The sequence below is a fragment of the Thermococcus indicus genome, assembly GCF_006274605.1.
In the GTDB taxonomy this organism is placed as follows: domain Archaea; phylum Methanobacteriota_B; class Thermococci; order Thermococcales; family Thermococcaceae; genus Thermococcus; species Thermococcus indicus.
Genome location: NZ_CP040846.1, coordinates 1,114,570 through 1,130,364, shown reverse-complemented (window position 1 = coordinate 1,130,364; position 15,795 = coordinate 1,114,570). Strand labels below are relative to the sequence as shown.

Sequence of the window (15,795 nt, the reverse complement as noted above, 5' to 3'; positions counted from 1 at the left end):
GAATGGTTTCGATGAGAGAACGTTAAGGAATTGAATGGACCAGTACCGATGTTCATTTATTCCCTGGAACAAAAAAGAAAACTCAGAAAAGCGGAGCTTTTTAAACCTTAAAACCTAAGCTCCACCCAGTTTTCCTTCCTGCCCTTAAGAACCTTCACCAGACCCTTCCGCTCAAGGCGCTTGAACATCCTCCATGCGGTGGTTTTGGGCAGGCCTATCGCTTCACGAACCTCCGCCTGACTGGCCTTTCCACCCTTGTCAAAGATGTATAGTAGCGCGCGTTTCTCTTCCTCGTTGAGGTCGAGGTTCTCAAGCCTGGCCTGGAACTCCTCACGGCTTGGCATTGATTTTCCTCCGCCTTTCCTTCTCCAGAGGGCGTAGGCTAAACCCCCGACCACGCCGAGACCCGCCAAGATTGGCAGATACTCCGAACTCCCCGTTCCATTTCCACCCTCAGCCCCTCTTCCGTTGAGTGTGTAGGAAACACTCTGGTTTCCGGGGGGCATGGTTATTGAGTTCCCGGCTATCTCAAGCGGTATGTCGCTCAGGTCAACCACTATGGCGTTTTCGGGCAGCACAACTGTGAAGGAATCATTGGTCGCGACGTTAAGCGTCCACACCATGCCCTGCTTCACGGTCAGGTCAGGGGTGTAGTAGGAGACCCTGACTACCTCAGCATCCCCGGAATAGATGAGAAGGCTTCCGTTCTCAAGCCTGAAGTTGAGGGGGTTTCCGCTCCCGTCCTCAACGATGACGTTCTCGTAATGGTTGCCGAGGAGGGGAAGTTCAATCTGGGATGAATACTCCGCGGGCAGGAGTTCATATTCAACCTTGACGTAGCCGTCATTGTAAACCGTCAAAACCAGGGATGAAACGGTATAGGAACTAACCCCTGGCAGGAGGATGAGCGTTATCATCATGAGGATTGGGATCCATTTGGGTCTCATTTAAGCATCCCTCCATAAACTAAAAAGGAAAGGTCAGGAGTGGGCGAGTATGAACTCATCCACCCTGTGGAGCATGTCCAGCGCTATTGCAAAGTGTGCCTTGGCCTGGAGGGGCTTCTTCGCTTTTAGAAGCTCGACGCCTATCCTGAGCTCCTGGGAGGCCACCTTCAGCTGAACCTCTGCCCGGGTGGTGTCGACGCCCCTGTTCTTGAGCTCGCGAAGCGCCTTTGCGTCCTTCTGAATCCCCTCGTTCATCTCCCTGAGGAAGGCGCGAACGTCCTTCAGCTTTTCATCGAGCTCCCTTTCGCGAACCTTCCTGAGTACGAACTCAACAGCTCTGTGGAACTCAATTATTGTTTCCCTGTTGTCCTTCATGACGGTGAGGGCGTCCTCCCACTTGCCTTCGTCGGCGAGAGCCTTGACCTGACTGTAAACCTCCGAGAATGCATCGAGCCTCTCCTGGAGCTCCGTCACGTTGTAGCCGTTCCCCTCCCCGACCTCGATTGCCTTCTGAGCTATCTCCATTCCCTTCTCGCCCTTCATCAGGAAATCCTTGACGATCTTATCGGCGTTGGCATAGGCGAGCTCCTCGCGGACCTTTCTCAGCTCCTCGTCGAGGAGGGACTTCTTCTCCTTGGCAATCTCATAGTCTGCCCTCACCTTTTCGTAGTCTCCGGCCTTGAGCTCATCCAGTACAACTTTGTAGGCATCCTTGGTCTCGTTGTAAAGTGCGGTGAGGTTGCTCACGTCTATTCCCTGGTTCTCTGCCAGCCTTATGGTCTTCTCAACGAACCTGAAGTACTCACTGAGGCGCTCGATTTCCATTTTGATGCGTTCCCTTACATCCTGAACCTTCTCTTTGGCCTCCTTGAGCGCTGAGAGGGCAACCTTGTAGTGGTGCATAGCGGTGAGGCTGTCCAGTATCGAGCTGTAGTAGTCGCCGGCCTCGTATTCGCTCACTGCCTTTTCCTTGTAGTCCTCTGCGAGCTCGTAGTGGGTCAGTATCGTCGAGTTCTCGGGCAGCTTGTCCTTTATGGGTTCTATCTTATCTTCGGCGAACTTGCTCAGCCTCTGAAGCTGATCAATCAACTGACCCGCTATCACCATCTCCCGGGTGCTGTTGTCCAGGGCTCCGGTGTAGCTTCCGGTGGCGTTGCTCGTGCCGTTGCTCTCTGCCAGTCCCAGGGGTATCACACTTCCAACCAGCAATATTGCCAGGGCCAGTGCAAAGCCCTTCATCCCGTTCATGGGCATCACCGATGAACGCTACGCCCCAAACCTATTTGAGGACTCCGGCGGAACGAACGTTTCAGAGCGTTCCATTCTTCTCAAGCTCCCTTATATGGAGTGCTGTAACGCATATGCCTTCCACCACGTTTTTAAAATGTGGAATCTCGCCGAACTGGGCGTACAGGCTTCCGTAGTTCGGGTGCCATGCATCGACCTGCTCGCGACCCTTAGCGGTGATGATGTACACCACCCAGCCCTTATCCTTAAGGGCCTCAACGAGCCTCCACGCGTTCGTCATGTCGCGCTCATCCTTTATCTCGACGCCGTACTCGGCCTTGATTTTCTCGAAAAGTTCCGACATCTTTCTCACCGGGGGAAATTGAGGTTGAACGTTAAAAACCTTTGAGTGCCCTGATGAGGAGCCTCACCGCGACAAGTATCAGAAGTGCCGAGAACAGTATCTTAAACCGCCTTGGATGAAGCTTTGGAACCAGTCTGGCTCCTATGGAGGCTCCTATTATGAGACCCGGGGAGAGCAGGAGAGCCGTCTGGAGGTTCACCTGTCCGAGTCCTATGTGAGTAACCGTTCCTACTAGGGCAGTGAAGAACAGGGCGAGGCTGGACGTTCCGACGGCGTAGTTCACGGGGAGGCCCGCGAGGGTGTGAAAGAGGGGAACGTTCAGTACGCCCCCGCTGACCCCAAGGAGTCCTGAAGTCAGGCCGGAGAGGGCACCTATCAGTGGGACCTTCCGGTAGTTTATCCTCAGAGCCTCCCCGCGGTTTCTTAAGTCGTTCCTTTTGACGAAGACGTAGGCAACGTAGATTAGGAGAAGCCCAAATACAGCCTCCAGGACGTTTGAGTTCAGCATTCCCGAGAGATACGCGCCTATCACCGCGGCCGGAATTGAGAAGACCTCCTTCAGGAAAGCCACGCGGTAGAGAACCCTGCCTGCCCGGATGTGGGCGTAGGCCGATGACAGGGAGCTTATCGTTATGCACGCGAGGCTGGTTCCGATGGCCACGTGGATGGGCAGTCCTAGGAACACCAGCGAGGGGACTATGAGGAACCCGCCTCCGACCCCGAACAGACCGGCTATTGCACCTATGAGAACACCCATCAAAACGGCTATTATGGGGTTAAGCATTCCGCATCGGCCCGGTATCCCCGGGAGGGTTTATATAATTTAGCAGGGTAATCAAAGGAGAAGAGGGCCTCACGGGACAGGAAGTCCAAGGCCCTTCAGTATCATCCTCAGGGCAAGGAGGGCCATGACAACGGCGAAGGCCTTTTTTAGGGAAGATGCCCTCGTCCGCTTCGCTATCCTCGCACCGAGCTGGGCGCCTATGATGAGGCCCGGAACGAGGAGGACCAGCCATTGTGTCTCCACGTTGCCCATGGCGTAGTGCTTGAGCGCTCCAGCGGTTGCTGTGAAGACTATCGCAAAGCTTGAGGTAGCGACCGCGTAGTGTATCGGTAGGCCAAGGTACGTTAAAAACGGCACGTTGATTATTCCCCCGCCAACGCCAAGGAGGCCGCTGGCAATTCCGGCAAAGAACCCACCTATGGGGACGAGCTTGTAGTTGACCTCAACTTCCTCAAGCTTAACCTCGCTTGGTTCGGCCGTCTTCTTCCTGTATATCCTGATGGCCACTACAACGAGGGCCGCGCCGAAGATGACCTTTAGCTGGGCGGCGCTTATAAAGGAGGTCATCCACGCGCCGATGTATGCTCCTATTACGGCCGTTGAGGCCAAAAGGAGGCCGACTTTATAGTGTATTCTCTTCTGCCTTGAGTACGCTATCGCCGAGCTGAGGGAGGTAAAGACGACGGCCGCACTGGAAGTTCCGACGGCGTGGTGTATCTCAACGCCGAGGAAGTTGAGTGTAGGGACTATCAGGAACCCTCCTCCAAGGCCAAAGAGGGCCGCGAGGATGCCGATAAAGACTCCGACCGCGAAGTAACCGAGGTATTTGAGCAAAGAATCACCTCCAGTTTTCTAATTTAATGCTTATAGTTCAAACGCTATCGCCTCTATAAGCTTTATCAGCGCCTCGAGGTCGGCCAGATGGAGGGTCTCGACCTCGCTGTGGAGGTACCTTATCGGAACGCTCAAAGCTAAAACCTCGCTCTTGCCCTGGAACACAGACGCATCCGTTCCGCCGCCTGTGACGCCCACCTGAAGGGGAATCTCGTTCCTCGACGCTATCCCGGCAACCTTTCTGGCGAGCTTCCTAGTGTAAATCGCGGAGTTATCGACTGCCCTTATCACGGCACCTCCTCCGAGCCTTACGTCTCCGGTTATATCGCCGCAGCACGCGAAGGAGTCTATGGCAAAGGCGTACTTTGGAGTGTAATGCTCGGCCAGAAACTTCGCTCCCTTGAGGCCTATTTCCTCCTGCACTGTGAAGGCGAAGATCCACCTTCCATCGAGGTCGTGGTCAACGAGGTCCTTTATTGCCTCAACCAGTGCGACGACACCGAAGCGGTCGTCAAGGGAGCGGGTCGAGACATAGCGGTTGTTGAGAACGGCAAAGTGCTTCTTGAAGACCGCATAATCCAACACCTTAACGCCAAGGGCTTCTGCCTCCTCCCTGCTCTCGGCGCCGATGTCTATGACCAGTTTGCTCCAGGGAACCGTGTCAAACTTTCTTTCAAGGTTTAAGTGCACCGGAAGTGCTCCGATAACGCCGTCGAGCTTCTCGTTCTCGGTGATGACGTCAAGGTGCCTTCCGTAGAGGAGCCTGTCATCAATGCCCCCGATTTTCCTGAAGGTGAGCTTTCCGTCCGGTCTTATGCCCGTTATGAGAAGCCCAATCTCGTCCATGTGGGCCATAAAGATGCCCTTGAGTTCGCCCTCACCGAGCTCGACGGTGAGGTTTCCGATGGTGTCAACCGTGTAGTCCGCGTAGGGCTCAATCCACTCCGCTATCTTCTCCCCGACCTTTTCCTCGTAGCCTGAAATACCGGGGATTTGAGTTATCTCCCTCAGCTCATCAACGAGCATCACAACCACCTCAGAGCATCTTTACCTTCTCCGGCGGACGGATTCCGAGCACTTCATGATTCACCAGAGTGTCTGGAACTTCACCGCGGAGAACGGTGAGGAGATTCCCAACCGCCTGGAAGCCCATGTCCTCCATCGCTTCCCTTGAGAGGCCCGCGTAGTGGGGCGTTAGAACGGTCTCCCATTCGTAGTCAAAAAGCGCGTGCTCCTGAACCGGCTCATTCTCGAAGACGTCGCTCGCGTATCCCTTCAGCTTTCCTTCCTCGATGGCCTTCACGAGGGCCTTCTCGTCCACCAGTGTCCCGCGGCCGATATTGACGAGGTATTTGCCTTCGAGAAGCTTCAGCCTCTCCGCGTTTATGACGTGATACGTCTCCGGTGTGGACGGCAGGGCCAGAATCACGATATCGCTTTCCCGCAGGACATCGTCGAGTGGCTTGTAAATCGCCCCGACTTCCTTTTCAATATCGGGCTTCTGAGAGCGGGACCAATAGAGTATCTCCGTGCCCATCGCATTCATTCTTCTCGCTATGGCCTTTCCTATGGCACCCATGCCGAGGATTCCAACTTTCTTCCCGTAGACCGTTTCTATGTCCCTGAACCCGCTCCAGACGGTTCTGTGGGAGTCCCACTTCCCGGCGCGGATGAACCTGTCGGAGTAGGCGATCTTCCTGAGGAGGGCTATGGTCAGGCCAACGGCGAACTCCGCGACGGCCTCGCTGAGGACTCCAGCAACCTTGGTAACGTATATCCCCCTCTCCGTTGCGGCTTTAACGTCAACGTGATCGTAGCCTGCTGAATGGCAGCTGATGACCTTTAGCCTTTCGGCCCCCTCGATGACTTCGCGCGGAAACCTGTTCAGCGGGGAGATTATGACGCCGTCAAACTCCCCAATCCGATCCTTCAGCTCATCTACGTCCGGATACAGGATGAACTCGACGTCCGCGTATTTCCTGAGCTCCTCAACGGGCTTGCTCTTCATCTTAAAGAGAACGGCCACCTTCGGCCTCATGTTATCACCTTAAGATGCTTATCGAAACGGTCCTAATAAGGCTTTTGCATGGGATTCGTCAAAAAGCCGAGCCAGCACCGGGAAAACTTAAAAACTTTTTCGGTTTCTCCCGTTAGGTGGTGCAGATGAGTAAGGTTGAGCGGAAGAAATGGAGCGAGAGTTTCAGCGAGTGGTACAACGAACTTATCGAGACCGCTGGAATTCAGGACAAACGCTATCCGGTCAAGGGAATGAACATCTGGCTGCCCTACGGCCTCAAGATAATGAGAAACATCGAGCGCTTCGTCCATTCCGAGATGGAGAGAACGGGCCACGATGAGGTTCTGTTCCCGGCTCTCATCCCTGAGACCGAGTTCCAGAAGGAGGCCGAGCACATAGCCGGCTTCGAGGGAGAAGTTTTTTGGGTCACCCACGCCGGCCACGACCCGCTCGATATCAGGCTGATCCTCAGACCGACGAGCGAGACAGCTATGTACTCAATGTTCTCGCTCTGGATTCGCTCTCACGCCGACCTGCCCTTCAAGGTTTACCAGATAGTTAACACGTACCGCTACGAGACCAAGCACACGAGACCGCTCATCCGCGTCCGCGAGATAAGCAGGTTCTTTGAGGCCCACACCGCCCACGACAGCTTTGAGGATGCGGAGAGGCAGATAAAAGAGGACCTCGAGATATTCGACAACCTCGCGAGGTTCCTCGCGATTCCCTACATTATCTCCAAGAGACCTGACTGGGACAAGTTCCCCGGAGCCTACTACTCCCTCGGCGCAGAGGTCATGATGCCCGACGGAAGGACCCTCCAGATAGGCACGATGCACAACTACCGCCAGAACTTCGCGAAGGCCTACAACATCCAGTACGAGACCGAGAGCGGCGACCACGAGTACGCCCACCAGACAACGTTCGGAATGAGCGAGCGCCTTTTGGCAGCGGTCATAGCCATCCACGGCGACGACAGGGGAATGGTTCTGCCCCCGACGGTGGCCCCGGTACAGGTGGTTATAGTTCCAATCCCCAAGAAGAACGCCGAGGCCGATGTCTTCGCCTACGCCCGTGAGATAGCGGAGGAGTTGAAGGCAGAGGGGATAAGGGTCCACGTTGACGAGCGTGACATAAGGCCCGGAAGGAAGTTCTACGACTGGGAGCTCAAGGGAGTTCCCCTCCGCGTGGAAGTCGGCCCGAGGGACGTTGAGGGCAAGAAGGCCGTTCTTGCGAGGCGCGACACCCTTGAGAAGCTCGTGGTGGAGCGCGAGGGAATTGCTGAGGAGGTCAGGAAGACCCTGGACGCGATCCACGAGAACCTTCACAGCAGAGCAAAGGAGTTCCTTGAGAGCCACATAAAGCGCGTCGAGACAATAGATGAGGCTAAGGCCGTCTTCGAGGACAGACGCGGCATTGTTGAGATCCCCTGGTGCGGCGAGGAGAGCTGCGGTCTCGAGATGGAGGAAGCCCTCGATGCCAAGATGCTTGGAACGCCCTACCCAGAGGAGAAGGCCAAAGCCCCCGAAGGCAAGAAGTGTCCCGTCTGCGGCAGGGAGGCCAAGTTTATAGCGAGGTTCGCGAGAACCTACTGAGCCTCCAGCCCCAGATTTTTTCTTCTGATTTTATCCTAAGAAAGACAAGGAGCAAAAAAAGAAGGATCAGGCGTTCTGGGCTTCGAGCCCCTTGAGGGCATCTTCAAGGAGCGAAATGGCGTCCCTGAGGGTAATGTACGCCTTCCTCATGTGGACGATGAACGGAAGCCAAGCCATGTTCTTGGACTCGAGGGGGTTGCCGTAGGACAGGGCAACCTTGTATTCTGCACTGGCGTTCTCGTAGAGCTGCATCGCGGCCTGGAGAGTGGTGTTGTCGATGCCGGCGCTGACGCTCTCATTGTAGAGCCTGTGGAACTTGGACTCCCCCCCGATGTAGAGGTAGTACCACAGCTTCGTCTGCGTTATTATGCTGCCCCTTGAGTCCTGGGGCTTCGCCGCGGTTGCGGCCCCCGCAAAGGGGACCATCACAACCATCAAAATGGCAAGGATTGCTGCAACTTTCTTCATATTTCCACCCCCTTCAAATGTATTCATCGGGCAGCATTTTTAAATTCTTCCCTCCCCCAACGTTTAAAAAAAGAGCATCGAACGAACCACCATGATACTTGGAATCCACGACGGTCACGACGCCGGTGCGGTGCTGATAGACGACGGAAGGATATTCGCGGTAAACGAGGAGAGACTGGACAGGATCAAGAAGTACCGCGGCTTTCCAAGGATGAGCGTGGCGAAAGTCCTCGAAATTGCAGGGGCATCGCCGGGGGATGTTGAGGCCATAGCGGTCGCTGGCATATTCAGGAAGCAAAAACGCCTGCTTGAGCTGGAGGAGAACCTCAGGGGAATATTCGGAGAGGACTTCAAGAAGAAAGTCATCTTCGTCGAGCATCACCTGGCCCACTCCGCGGGCGCCTACTACACCTCCGGCTGGAGAGATGCCCTCGCGGTGAGCATAGACGCCGCGGGAGACGGGCTGAGCTCTTCGATATACGTGGCGAGAAACGGAGAGATGGTCAGGATAGCCCAGAGCACCTACATCGACTCCCTCGGGGACTTCTACGCCTCCGTTACCGAGCTTCTGGGGTTCAAGCCCATGCGGCACGAGGGCAAGGTCATGAGCCTGGCGGCATACGGGAAACCAGCCTACGACCTGAGTTCAATAATAGAGCTCAACGGGCTGAGCTTCGACAACCATCTCGGAGTAATCGGGGTCGAAGCGACGAGGAAGCTGGCGGAGCTCTTCGATTACCCCCTCAGACACGCCAGGGAGATAGCCCTCCAGATGAAGCGCGGAAAGCTTGAGGGCAAGCTTCAGAAAAAGGCCATAGAGATAGCCGCCAGCGCCCAAGCGCACCTGGAAAGGCTGATTGAGGAGATGGGCCTTGAGCTCAAGGGACGGGGCATTCCAGTTGCCTACGCGGGTGGAGTTGCCCAGAACGTCAAGGCGAACGCTGTTCTTCGCCATGTCTTTGGGGACGACAGCCTCTGGGTCTTTCCGGCGATGGACGACGGTGGTCTGGCCTTCGGCGCCGCGGTTTTTGTGAAAGCCCAGTTCGAGAGGCTCGACGGGAAGTGGAGGTCCTTCAAACTTGAGCACGTCTATCTCGGCCCATCCTACGGAAGGGAAGAAGTTGAAGAGTTCCTGAAGGGGGAGGGCGTTGAGTTTGAGGAGGTGGACGATGTCCCGGGCCTCGTCGCGGACGCCCTCGTTGAGGGCAGGCTGGTTGGATTCTTCCAGGGGGCGATGGAGTTTGGACCGAGGGCCCTGGGCAACCGCTCCATTTTAGCCGACCCGAGGAATGAGGGCGTCAAGGAAAGGCTCAACGTGGCTTTGAAGCGCGACGTCTTCCAGCCCTTTGCCCCTTCCCTGCTGTGGGAAAGAGCTGGAGAATACCTTGAAGACCTCGGCGGAAGGCCAAACGAGTTTATGACGATGAGCTACACGGCGAGCGAGGAGTTCAGAGAAGCCGCTCCGGCAGTTGTTCACGTGGACGGGACAACCAGACCTCAGGCCGTAAGGAAGGAAACCAATCCAGCTTATTACGGCGTAATCAAAGCCTTCGAGCGGGAGACGGGCCTGGGCGCGGTGCTGAACACGAGCTTCAACATGCATGGCGAGCCGATAGTCTGCTCACCTGAGGATGCACTGAGGACGTTCCGGACGGCCGGACTGGATGTCCTGATGGTTGAAGGGTTTGCGGTGTGGAAAGGTTAATATAGTAGGCCGATGAACCTACTATGAAGGTGGGCATAGTATGAGCATTACCAAAGTAACCCGCAACTATCAGATAACGATTCCGGCGGAGATTAGAAAGGCGCTCGGGATAAGGGAAGGGGAGCTCCTCGAAGTTCACCTCGAGGGCGACAGGATAGTCCTGAAAAGGCTAGAGCGGAAGAGAAAAAGACTCAGGCTTGGAAGAAAGCTCCCTCCGGAGGAAATTGAGAGGGGCATCGAGGGGGGCATGAAGGAATGCATGGAGTGATAGATACTAACGTCCTCATCCACGACACTTTCGAGGACTCCGAGTTTCACAGCGAGGCAGAAGATGTCCTGGAGTCCCTCGACACGTGGTATATACCCGCGATAGTCCTCCAAGAGTTCGTCTGGTTCTTCAAGAACAACGGGTTTTCCGTTGATGAGACGTGGGAAGTTCTGAAGGGCTACCTCGATGACCCGAGGTTCAGGGGGCTCAACGATAATCCACAAATCGTGAAAAAGGCTTTTGAGATACTGAAGGTTGAGAAACTTCCACTCTCTCGCTTCAACGACGCGATGATTTTAGCCCACGCCCTTGAGAAGGGCGTTCTGGTAACCTTCGACTCTAAGTTCAGGAAGTTGGCCGGGAGAATGGGCGTTAAAGTTCTTCCGTAGGGCTTTAAGGGCTTATGGGGCTTGTGTTAAAGTTGTTCTTTTAATGACCTATTGGGTTCTTTCATGACCTCTTAAGCACTTCGATGAACATCTTTTCGTTGAGGTAAAGTTATAAACATTGCCTCTAAGGAAGAGCGGTGATGCTCATGGCGCTGAGCGACAGGTTAGAACTCGTCAACCCTTCTGAGATTAGAAAGCTCTTTGACCTCGCCCAGGGTGTTGAAGGCCTGATATCACTTGGGATAGGTGAGCCGGACTTTGATACTCCAGAGCATATAAAAGAGTACGCCAAGGAGGCCCTTGACAAGGGAATGACCCACTACAGCCCGAACGCGGGAATCATGATGCTCCGCGAGGCCGTGTCGGAGAAGCTCAGGAAGCAGAACGGCATCGAGGCTGACCCGAGGAGCGAGATAATGATCCTCGTGGGCGCCAACCAGGCTTTCATTCTGGGCCTCGCCGCGTTCCTCAAAGAGGGTGAGGAGGTCCTCATTCCGAGCCCGATGTTCGTCAGCTACGCCCCTGCCGTCATCCTGGCGGGCGGAAAGCCCGTTGAGGTGCCGACCTACGAGGAGAACGAATTCAGACTGAGCGTGGACGACCTTGAGAAGCATGTGAGCGAGAAGACCCGCGCGCTCATCATCAACAGCCCCAACAACCCGACTGGAGCAGTTCTCACCAAGAAGGACCTCGAGGAGATAGCCGACTTCGCCGTTGAGCACGACCTCATCGTCTTCAGCGACGAGGTTTACGAGCACTTCGTCTACGACGGCGTCAAGAACCACAGCATAGCCTCCCTCGACGGCATGTTCGAGCGCACGATAACCATAAACGGATTCTCCAAGACCTTTGCCATGACCGGCTGGCGCCTCGGCTTTGTCGCGGCTCCCTCCTGGATAATCGAGAAGATGGCGCGCTTCCAGATGTACAACGCCACCTGCCCCGTTACGTTCGTCCAGTACGCCGCCGCCAAGGCCATCCACGACCCGCGCAGCTGGGAAGCCGTCGAGGAGATGAGGCAGGAGTACGACCGCAGGAGGAACCTCGTCTGGAAGCGCCTGAACGAGATGGGACTTCCAACAGTCAAGCCCAAGGGTGCCTTCTACATCTTCCCGCGCATTAGGGACACCGGTCTGAGCAGCAAGGAGTTCAGCGAGCTGATGCTCAAGGAGGCAAGGGTCGCGGTCGTCCCGGGAAGCGCATTCGGAAACGCCGGCGAGGGCTACATCAGGATAAGCTACGCGACGGCCTACGAGCAGCTTGAAGAGGCCATGGACAGGATGGAAAAAGTTCTGAAGGAGAAGGGACTGGTCTGAGGCCTAAAGCCTCTCCAGCTCCACACCATCCACCCTCTTCTTTTCCGCATCATAGTCCACAACGGCGTAGTATCCCCTGAAGAGGGGACCGGGATTCACGATCACTGTTTCACCGATTCTATCGACGCTCCTCGCCTCGTGGATGTGGCCGGTGAGAACGAGCGGGGGTTCTTTCCTCTCTATAAACCCCCTCAGCGCTGGACTTCCCACGTGGAGGCCCGAATGAACGCGGTCTGCATTCGTATCTTTTGGGGGCACGTGGGAGAGTATCACGTCCCCGTCGCGGTAGTTCCGCTCCAGAATCCCCTCAATTTCGTCCTCCGTGAGCTCCCAGAACGTGCGGAACGGGGTTATGTTTGAGCCTCCGATACCGACGATTCCAACGCCCCCGATTTCAACGCGCCTGTCGTGGGCCCATACCCCTATCCCCTCCAGAAAAGGAGGAACGTCCGGCCCATCGCAGTTGCCGTGAACCGCAACCACCGGCCTTCCCAGTTCCATCAGAGGAGTCAGGACCTCGCGGGCCCTCTCCGCACTTCCAAAGTGGGTCAGGTCTCCCGCCACCGCCAGGATGTCAAAGTCCATCCCACGAAGGGTCTCCACGAGTTTTCCGACCTTGCTCCGGTTTCCGTGGATGTCCGTGACAGCCACGATCCTCACGTTACCACCTCCTCACTGGTACGCCCCCGTTTCTCCGTGGGGAAAGCGCTCACATCCGACCACTCCCCAGCCGCAGGTATGGCAGCACCTCGTCATACACGCCGCTCCAGTCAACGATTCCAAACCGCCTTTTAATTCCCCTTTCAAGGAGTTCGGATATCTCCTCCACAACCTCGCCGGGGGTCTTTCCCGTCGTGTCAATCTCCAGAACGTTTTCGTTTTCCTCGAGGGCCTCGACCAAGATGACGTCCACCAGCTCCGCCTCGACGTTCTCGGCGAGCTTCTCCCTCGAGTAGCCCCGTTCCATCAGTCTCTCAGCAACGAGTCTGGGATCGGCACGGAGGACTATTACGACGTCCGCCGGTACAAAGTGGCTGAGGTGGCCATCTATCACAACATCCCTCCCGTGAAACTCCCGCAACATGGCTTCGGCCAGCTCATCGACATCTATCTCCAGCTCGTCTCCTACCATCTCGCCGATACCCTTTTCTCTGGCGAATTCTTTAACGCCCACGTATTCGTAGCCAAGTTTCTCGCTTAAGAGCCTTGATACGGTGGTCTTTCCGACCCCCGGCGTTCCGGTTACCGCTATTATCATCCTCACTTCACCGGGTGCGGGATACACGCCGGGGCTTATATCCTTGTCTTCCGTCAATTGCCGAATGTACATGTAGCATTTATCGAAAACCTTATAAGGGCCGGGAGCGCCTAAGAGTTTAGGTGATATCTATGGAGAAGTTGAAATCCACCCTACTTCAGAAGAGGCTTGAGGTTGTTAAGAAGAGGAAGGAGCTTCTCGCCCTCGAGGAGGCCCGCCTCGTGAGAATGGCCCGGCAGAAGAAGGCCGCCGCTTCCCAGCTCGCCAAGGTCAAGAAAGAGAAGGTCGCTATAGCGCTCGAAGAGGCGAAGCTCATAAGGGTCCTCAAGCAGAGCGGCTACCCGGCCGTCTGAGGCTTCTTCCAAAACTTTTAAACTCCCGATCAGATCTCGGGCTTAGAAAACCTGGAAAGAGAAAGGAATCAGAAGACGTTGAGCTGATCGTCGAGAATCATCTTCTGTATCTTTGTTATGTCGGCGAGCCAGGCGTCGGCTATCTCGTAGGCCGGCTTCTGGATGGTCTCGAGGTGGTAGCCCTTCTTCGGGATTATCTGGACGCTCGCGACGAGCGGCTCGTCGATGGGCTTGCCTATCTGGCTGAGTATCCTGACGTAGACCTCCTCGACACCCTCAACCTGCTCCGCTATGTCGTTGGCTATGAGCATCGAGAGGAGGTTGTAAATCTTTCCGACGTGGCTGACCGGGTTCTTTCCTGCGGCAGCCTCCATGCTCATGTGCCTGTTCGGGGTTATGAGACCGTTCACGCGGTTGCCCCTTCCAACGCTACCGTCGTCACCGGCCTCGGCACTCGTTCCGGTGACAGTGATGTAGTAGATGCCCTTCTCGGGGTCGTCGGCGGTGTTGACGTAGATGTTGACCTTCCTCTCGGTGTGGGCCTCGGCAACTCCCCTGGCCGCCTCGTAGATGGCCTCTTTGACGGCCATGTACTCATCCGGGTTGGCAACCTCGCTGTCCACTATGGCGGCCGCGATGGTGACGTCTATCTCATCGCCCTTCCTGAGGCCCATGACCTTGATGTCCTCACCAACCGCCGGGTACTTCCTCTTGAACTCATCGCTGTTGAGGAGCCTCTCGGTCTCGTAAACTATCCTCTCGGTTTCGCTGAGCGGAGCGTAGCCGACGCCAAAGCTGGTGTCGTTGGCGAGCGGGATCGGGGTTTCCTTGGCCTTGTTGAAGACACCGACGAGGTCCACACTGCCCTGTCCGATGCGGGAGTCGATGACGACGTGGTTCTCGAGGTCGAGGTGCCTGACGGCCTTCCTGAGATACTCGCGGGCGGCTTTGATGGCAACCTCGTGAACCGGGAAGAGCTCGCGGTCAACTATCTCAACCGCTCTACCTGAGAGAAGTATGTATATCGGCTTGATGACCTCACCGCCGCCAAAGCGCGGGTAGGCCTTACCGCCGACGACTTCAACCTGGTCGGTGTTGTGGTGGAGGATGATGCCGTACCTCTTCACGTACTCCCTGCTGAGCGCCCTGCTGACCGCCTCGGCTATGCCGTCGGCAATGCTGTCAGGGTGTCCTATACCCTTCCTCTCAACGAGCTCGACCCTCTGCATCTCAACGGGGGTCCTCATAAGCTCCTCAACAACTATGTTCCTGACCTTCTCAGCCATGAGCGTCACCTCTGGGGGTTTGTATGGTCGGGTCTGTGCATCCGTTTATATACTTTTCGGCATGAATTCGAGAGCCGAATATTCCTGTCAGTTATTTATTCCGAAACCCTTAAAATTTTCCCCGAAAATCATTCGCATGAGCATCCGACGACGCCCGGCGGCCCGGTCCCGGGAGCGTTCGGGCAGCGATGAGCGGGTGCGACGATGCCGGGCGGACAGGGCTCGCCCTCCGGACCGCCGGAGGACGCCGTCCGGCCGCCGATGAGGGATGGAGATGGGCCGAGCCCACATTTTTAACCCCTTTGTTGAACTTCTTCCGGTGAGATCATGGAACTGAAGGAAATAATCGCCGAGATTAGGGAGGTTCTCGATGAGAAGGATTCGCTCAGGGAGGAGGCTCTGAGGCTGACGAGGGAGATAGTCAGGATGAGCGGGGATACGATAAAGGCCCTGCACAGGGGAGAGGTTGAGGAGGCTGAGAAACGGCTGAGACTCGTCCGCGAGAAGGTCGAGGAGCTGAGGAGGAAGCTGAAGGACCATCCCGACCTTTACCACACTGGCTACGTCCAGAGCGCCCATCAGGAGTTCGTTGAGGCCAGCCTGTTCTTCGCGTACATGACCGGGGAGGAGTGGCCATCGCCGGGAGAGCTTGGGGTTCCCCACGCCGACTACGCCCTCGGTATCGGGGACTTCATCGGTGAGCTCAGGAGGCACTTCCTGCTGCTCCTCCTCGACGGGAACCTCGAGGGGGCGGAGAGAACCTACCGCACCATGGAGAAGACCTACGAGGAGCTGATGACGCTGGAGTATCCAAAGGGGCTCGTGAACGTAAGGGGAAAGCAGGACCAGGCACGGAACATCCTTGAAAGGACCCTCGAAGACCTCATGAGGGCAAAGCTGAGTAAAAGCCTGGAGACAAAACTCGACCTTGCGGCCGGGGCGCTGGAAAAACGGGAAGACGGAACAAACCAATGAAGCAATTGC

The 15,795-nt window shown here is 56.1% G+C and carries 18 protein-coding genes; 7 read left to right on the top strand and 11 right to left on the bottom strand.

All coding sequences use genetic code 11. From position 1 onward, the window contains the following. Positions 1 to 107: 107 nt before the first annotated feature. The 7 genes from FH039_RS06235 to FH039_RS06205 all read right to left on the bottom strand — a co-directional run bounded on the left by FH039_RS06235 (position 108) and on the right by FH039_RS06205 (position 6,194). Positions 108 to 947 carry a helix-turn-helix transcriptional regulator gene (locus tag FH039_RS06235; RefSeq protein WP_139680616.1) on the bottom strand — a complete coding sequence of 280 codons (840 nt, stop codon included), beginning with the start codon at positions 945 to 947 and terminating at the stop codon, positions 108 to 110. A 33-nt stretch (positions 948 to 980) separates the two neighbouring features. Further along, positions 981 to 2,195, bottom strand: a complete 1,215-nt coding sequence (locus tag FH039_RS06230; RefSeq protein ID WP_139680615.1) for a coiled-coil domain-containing protein — start codon at positions 2,193 to 2,195, stop codon at positions 981 to 983. Between the two features lie 61 nt (positions 2,196 to 2,256). Next, positions 2,257 to 2,538, bottom strand: a complete 282-nt coding sequence (locus FH039_RS06225) for a hypothetical protein (RefSeq protein ID WP_139681696.1) — start codon at positions 2,536 to 2,538, stop codon at positions 2,257 to 2,259. Positions 2,539 to 2,569: 31 nt separating this feature from the next. Next, complete coding sequence (locus tag FH039_RS06220) at positions 2,570 to 3,322, bottom strand: sulfite exporter TauE/SafE family protein (RefSeq protein ID WP_139680614.1); 753 nt, start codon at positions 3,320 to 3,322, stop codon at positions 2,570 to 2,572. 69 nt (positions 3,323 to 3,391) lie between these two features. Then, positions 3,392 to 4,156 carry a sulfite exporter TauE/SafE family protein gene (locus tag FH039_RS06215; RefSeq protein WP_139680613.1) on the bottom strand — a complete coding sequence of 255 codons (765 nt, stop codon included), beginning with the start codon at positions 4,154 to 4,156 and terminating at the stop codon, positions 3,392 to 3,394. Positions 4,157 to 4,186: 30 nt separating this feature from the next. Further along, positions 4,187 to 5,182 (bottom strand): M42 family metallopeptidase, encoded by a 996-nt coding sequence (locus tag FH039_RS06210; protein ID WP_139680612.1) that lies wholly within the window; start codon positions 5,180 to 5,182, stop codon positions 4,187 to 4,189. A 10-nt stretch (positions 5,183 to 5,192) separates the two neighbouring features. Continuing rightward, entirely contained in the window at positions 5,193 to 6,194 is a 1,002-nt protein-coding gene (locus tag FH039_RS06205) for a 2-hydroxyacid dehydrogenase (RefSeq protein WP_139680611.1), read from the bottom strand. 125 nt (positions 6,195 to 6,319) lie between these two features. On the opposite strand from FH039_RS06205, the gene proS reads away from it, so the two are divergent. Next, entirely contained in the window at positions 6,320 to 7,768 is a 1,449-nt protein-coding gene (gene proS, locus FH039_RS06200; RefSeq protein WP_139681695.1) for a proline--tRNA ligase, read from the top strand. A 66-nt stretch (positions 7,769 to 7,834) separates the two neighbouring features. On the opposite strand, the gene FH039_RS06195 is transcribed toward proS, so the two are convergent. After that, positions 7,835 to 8,236, bottom strand: coding sequence for a pyrolysin (locus FH039_RS06195; protein ID WP_139680610.1), 402 nt, complete (start codon positions 8,234 to 8,236; stop codon positions 7,835 to 7,837). 91 nt (positions 8,237 to 8,327) lie between these two features. Between FH039_RS06195 and FH039_RS06190 the strand changes: the two genes are divergently transcribed. From FH039_RS06190 to FH039_RS06175, 4 genes are all read left to right on the top strand, one after another. Then, positions 8,328 to 9,941 (top strand): carbamoyltransferase family protein, encoded by a 1,614-nt coding sequence (locus tag FH039_RS06190; protein ID WP_139680609.1) that lies wholly within the window; start codon positions 8,328 to 8,330, stop codon positions 9,939 to 9,941. Between the two features lie 40 nt (positions 9,942 to 9,981). Further along, complete coding sequence (locus tag FH039_RS06185; RefSeq protein ID WP_139680608.1) at positions 9,982 to 10,209, top strand: AbrB/MazE/SpoVT family DNA-binding domain-containing protein; 228 nt, start codon at positions 9,982 to 9,984, stop codon at positions 10,207 to 10,209. Then, positions 10,197 to 10,598, top strand: a complete 402-nt coding sequence (locus FH039_RS06180) for a PIN domain-containing protein (protein ID WP_139680607.1) — start codon at positions 10,197 to 10,199, stop codon at positions 10,596 to 10,598. Before FH039_RS06185 ends, FH039_RS06180 begins: the two co-directional genes overlap by 13 nt. A gap of 146 nt (positions 10,599 to 10,744) precedes the next feature. Further along, positions 10,745 to 11,914 carry a pyridoxal phosphate-dependent aminotransferase gene (locus tag FH039_RS06175; RefSeq protein WP_139681694.1) on the top strand — a complete coding sequence of 390 codons (1,170 nt, stop codon included), beginning with the start codon at positions 10,745 to 10,747 and terminating at the stop codon, positions 11,912 to 11,914. A 3-nt stretch (positions 11,915 to 11,917) separates the two neighbouring features. Here FH039_RS06175 and FH039_RS06170 read toward each other — a convergent pair whose 3' ends face one another. Together FH039_RS06170 and FH039_RS06165 are read right to left on the bottom strand one after the other, a co-directional pair. Further along, positions 11,918 to 12,574 (bottom strand): metallophosphoesterase, encoded by a 657-nt coding sequence (locus FH039_RS06170; RefSeq protein WP_139680606.1) that lies wholly within the window; start codon positions 12,572 to 12,574, stop codon positions 11,918 to 11,920. Between the two features lie 49 nt (positions 12,575 to 12,623). Continuing rightward, entirely contained in the window at positions 12,624 to 13,172 is a 549-nt protein-coding gene (locus tag FH039_RS06165; protein WP_139681693.1) for an adenylate kinase family protein, read from the bottom strand. A gap of 131 nt (positions 13,173 to 13,303) precedes the next feature. Between FH039_RS06165 and FH039_RS06160 the strand changes: the two genes are divergently transcribed. Beyond that, positions 13,304 to 13,525 carry a hypothetical protein gene (locus FH039_RS06160; protein ID WP_139681692.1) on the top strand — a complete coding sequence of 74 codons (222 nt, stop codon included), beginning with the start codon at positions 13,304 to 13,306 and terminating at the stop codon, positions 13,523 to 13,525. A 68-nt stretch (positions 13,526 to 13,593) separates the two neighbouring features. Here the strand turns inward: FH039_RS06160 and FH039_RS06155 are convergent, their stop codons facing one another. Next, positions 13,594 to 14,811: a methionine adenosyltransferase gene (locus FH039_RS06155; RefSeq protein ID WP_139680605.1), complete on the bottom strand. Its 1,218-nt coding sequence runs from the start codon at positions 14,809 to 14,811 to the stop codon at positions 13,594 to 13,596. 327 nt (positions 14,812 to 15,138) lie between these two features. Between FH039_RS06155 and FH039_RS06150 the strand changes: the two genes are divergently transcribed. Next, complete coding sequence (locus tag FH039_RS06150) at positions 15,139 to 15,786, top strand: translin family protein (RefSeq protein WP_139680604.1); 648 nt, start codon at positions 15,139 to 15,141, stop codon at positions 15,784 to 15,786. Positions 15,787 to 15,795: the final 9 nt, after the last annotated feature.

Excerpts from the sequence above, each read along its gene's own strand:
- FH039_RS06235 (WP_139680616.1), bottom strand. The coding sequence starts at position 947 with ATGAGACCCAAATGGATCCCAATCCTCATGATGATAACGCTCATCCTC.
- FH039_RS06230 (WP_139680615.1), bottom strand. The coding sequence starts at position 2,195 with ATGAACGGGATGAAGGGCTTTGCACTGGCCCTGGCAATATTGCTGGTT.
- FH039_RS06225 (WP_139681696.1), bottom strand. The coding sequence starts at position 2,538 with ATGTCGGAACTTTTCGAGAAAATCAAGGCCGAGTACGGCGTCGAGATA.
- FH039_RS06220 (WP_139680614.1), bottom strand. The coding sequence starts at position 3,322 with ATGCTTAACCCCATAATAGCCGTTTTGATGGGTGTTCTCATAGGTGCA.
- FH039_RS06210 (WP_139680612.1), bottom strand. The coding sequence starts at position 5,182 with ATGCTCGTTGATGAGCTGAGGGAGATAACTCAAATCCCCGGTATTTCA.
- FH039_RS06205 (WP_139680611.1), bottom strand. The coding sequence starts at position 6,194 with ATGAGGCCGAAGGTGGCCGTTCTCTTTAAGATGAAGAGCAAGCCCGTT.
- proS (WP_139681695.1), top strand. The coding sequence starts at position 6,320 with ATGAGTAAGGTTGAGCGGAAGAAATGGAGCGAGAGTTTCAGCGAGTGG.
- FH039_RS06195 (WP_139680610.1), bottom strand. The coding sequence starts at position 8,236 with ATGAAGAAAGTTGCAGCAATCCTTGCCATTTTGATGGTTGTGATGGTC.
- FH039_RS06190 (WP_139680609.1), top strand. The coding sequence starts at position 8,328 with ATGATACTTGGAATCCACGACGGTCACGACGCCGGTGCGGTGCTGATA.
- FH039_RS06185 (WP_139680608.1), top strand. The coding sequence starts at position 9,982 with ATGAGCATTACCAAAGTAACCCGCAACTATCAGATAACGATTCCGGCG.
- FH039_RS06180 (WP_139680607.1), top strand. The coding sequence starts at position 10,197 with ATGCATGGAGTGATAGATACTAACGTCCTCATCCACGACACTTTCGAG.
- FH039_RS06175 (WP_139681694.1), top strand. The coding sequence starts at position 10,745 with ATGGCGCTGAGCGACAGGTTAGAACTCGTCAACCCTTCTGAGATTAGA.
- FH039_RS06165 (WP_139681693.1), bottom strand. The coding sequence starts at position 13,172 with ATGATAATAGCGGTAACCGGAACGCCGGGGGTCGGAAAGACCACCGTA.
- FH039_RS06160 (WP_139681692.1), top strand. The coding sequence starts at position 13,304 with ATGGAGAAGTTGAAATCCACCCTACTTCAGAAGAGGCTTGAGGTTGTT.
- FH039_RS06155 (WP_139680605.1), bottom strand. The coding sequence starts at position 14,811 with ATGGCTGAGAAGGTCAGGAACATAGTTGTTGAGGAGCTTATGAGGACC.
- FH039_RS06150 (WP_139680604.1), top strand. The coding sequence starts at position 15,139 with ATGGAACTGAAGGAAATAATCGCCGAGATTAGGGAGGTTCTCGATGAG.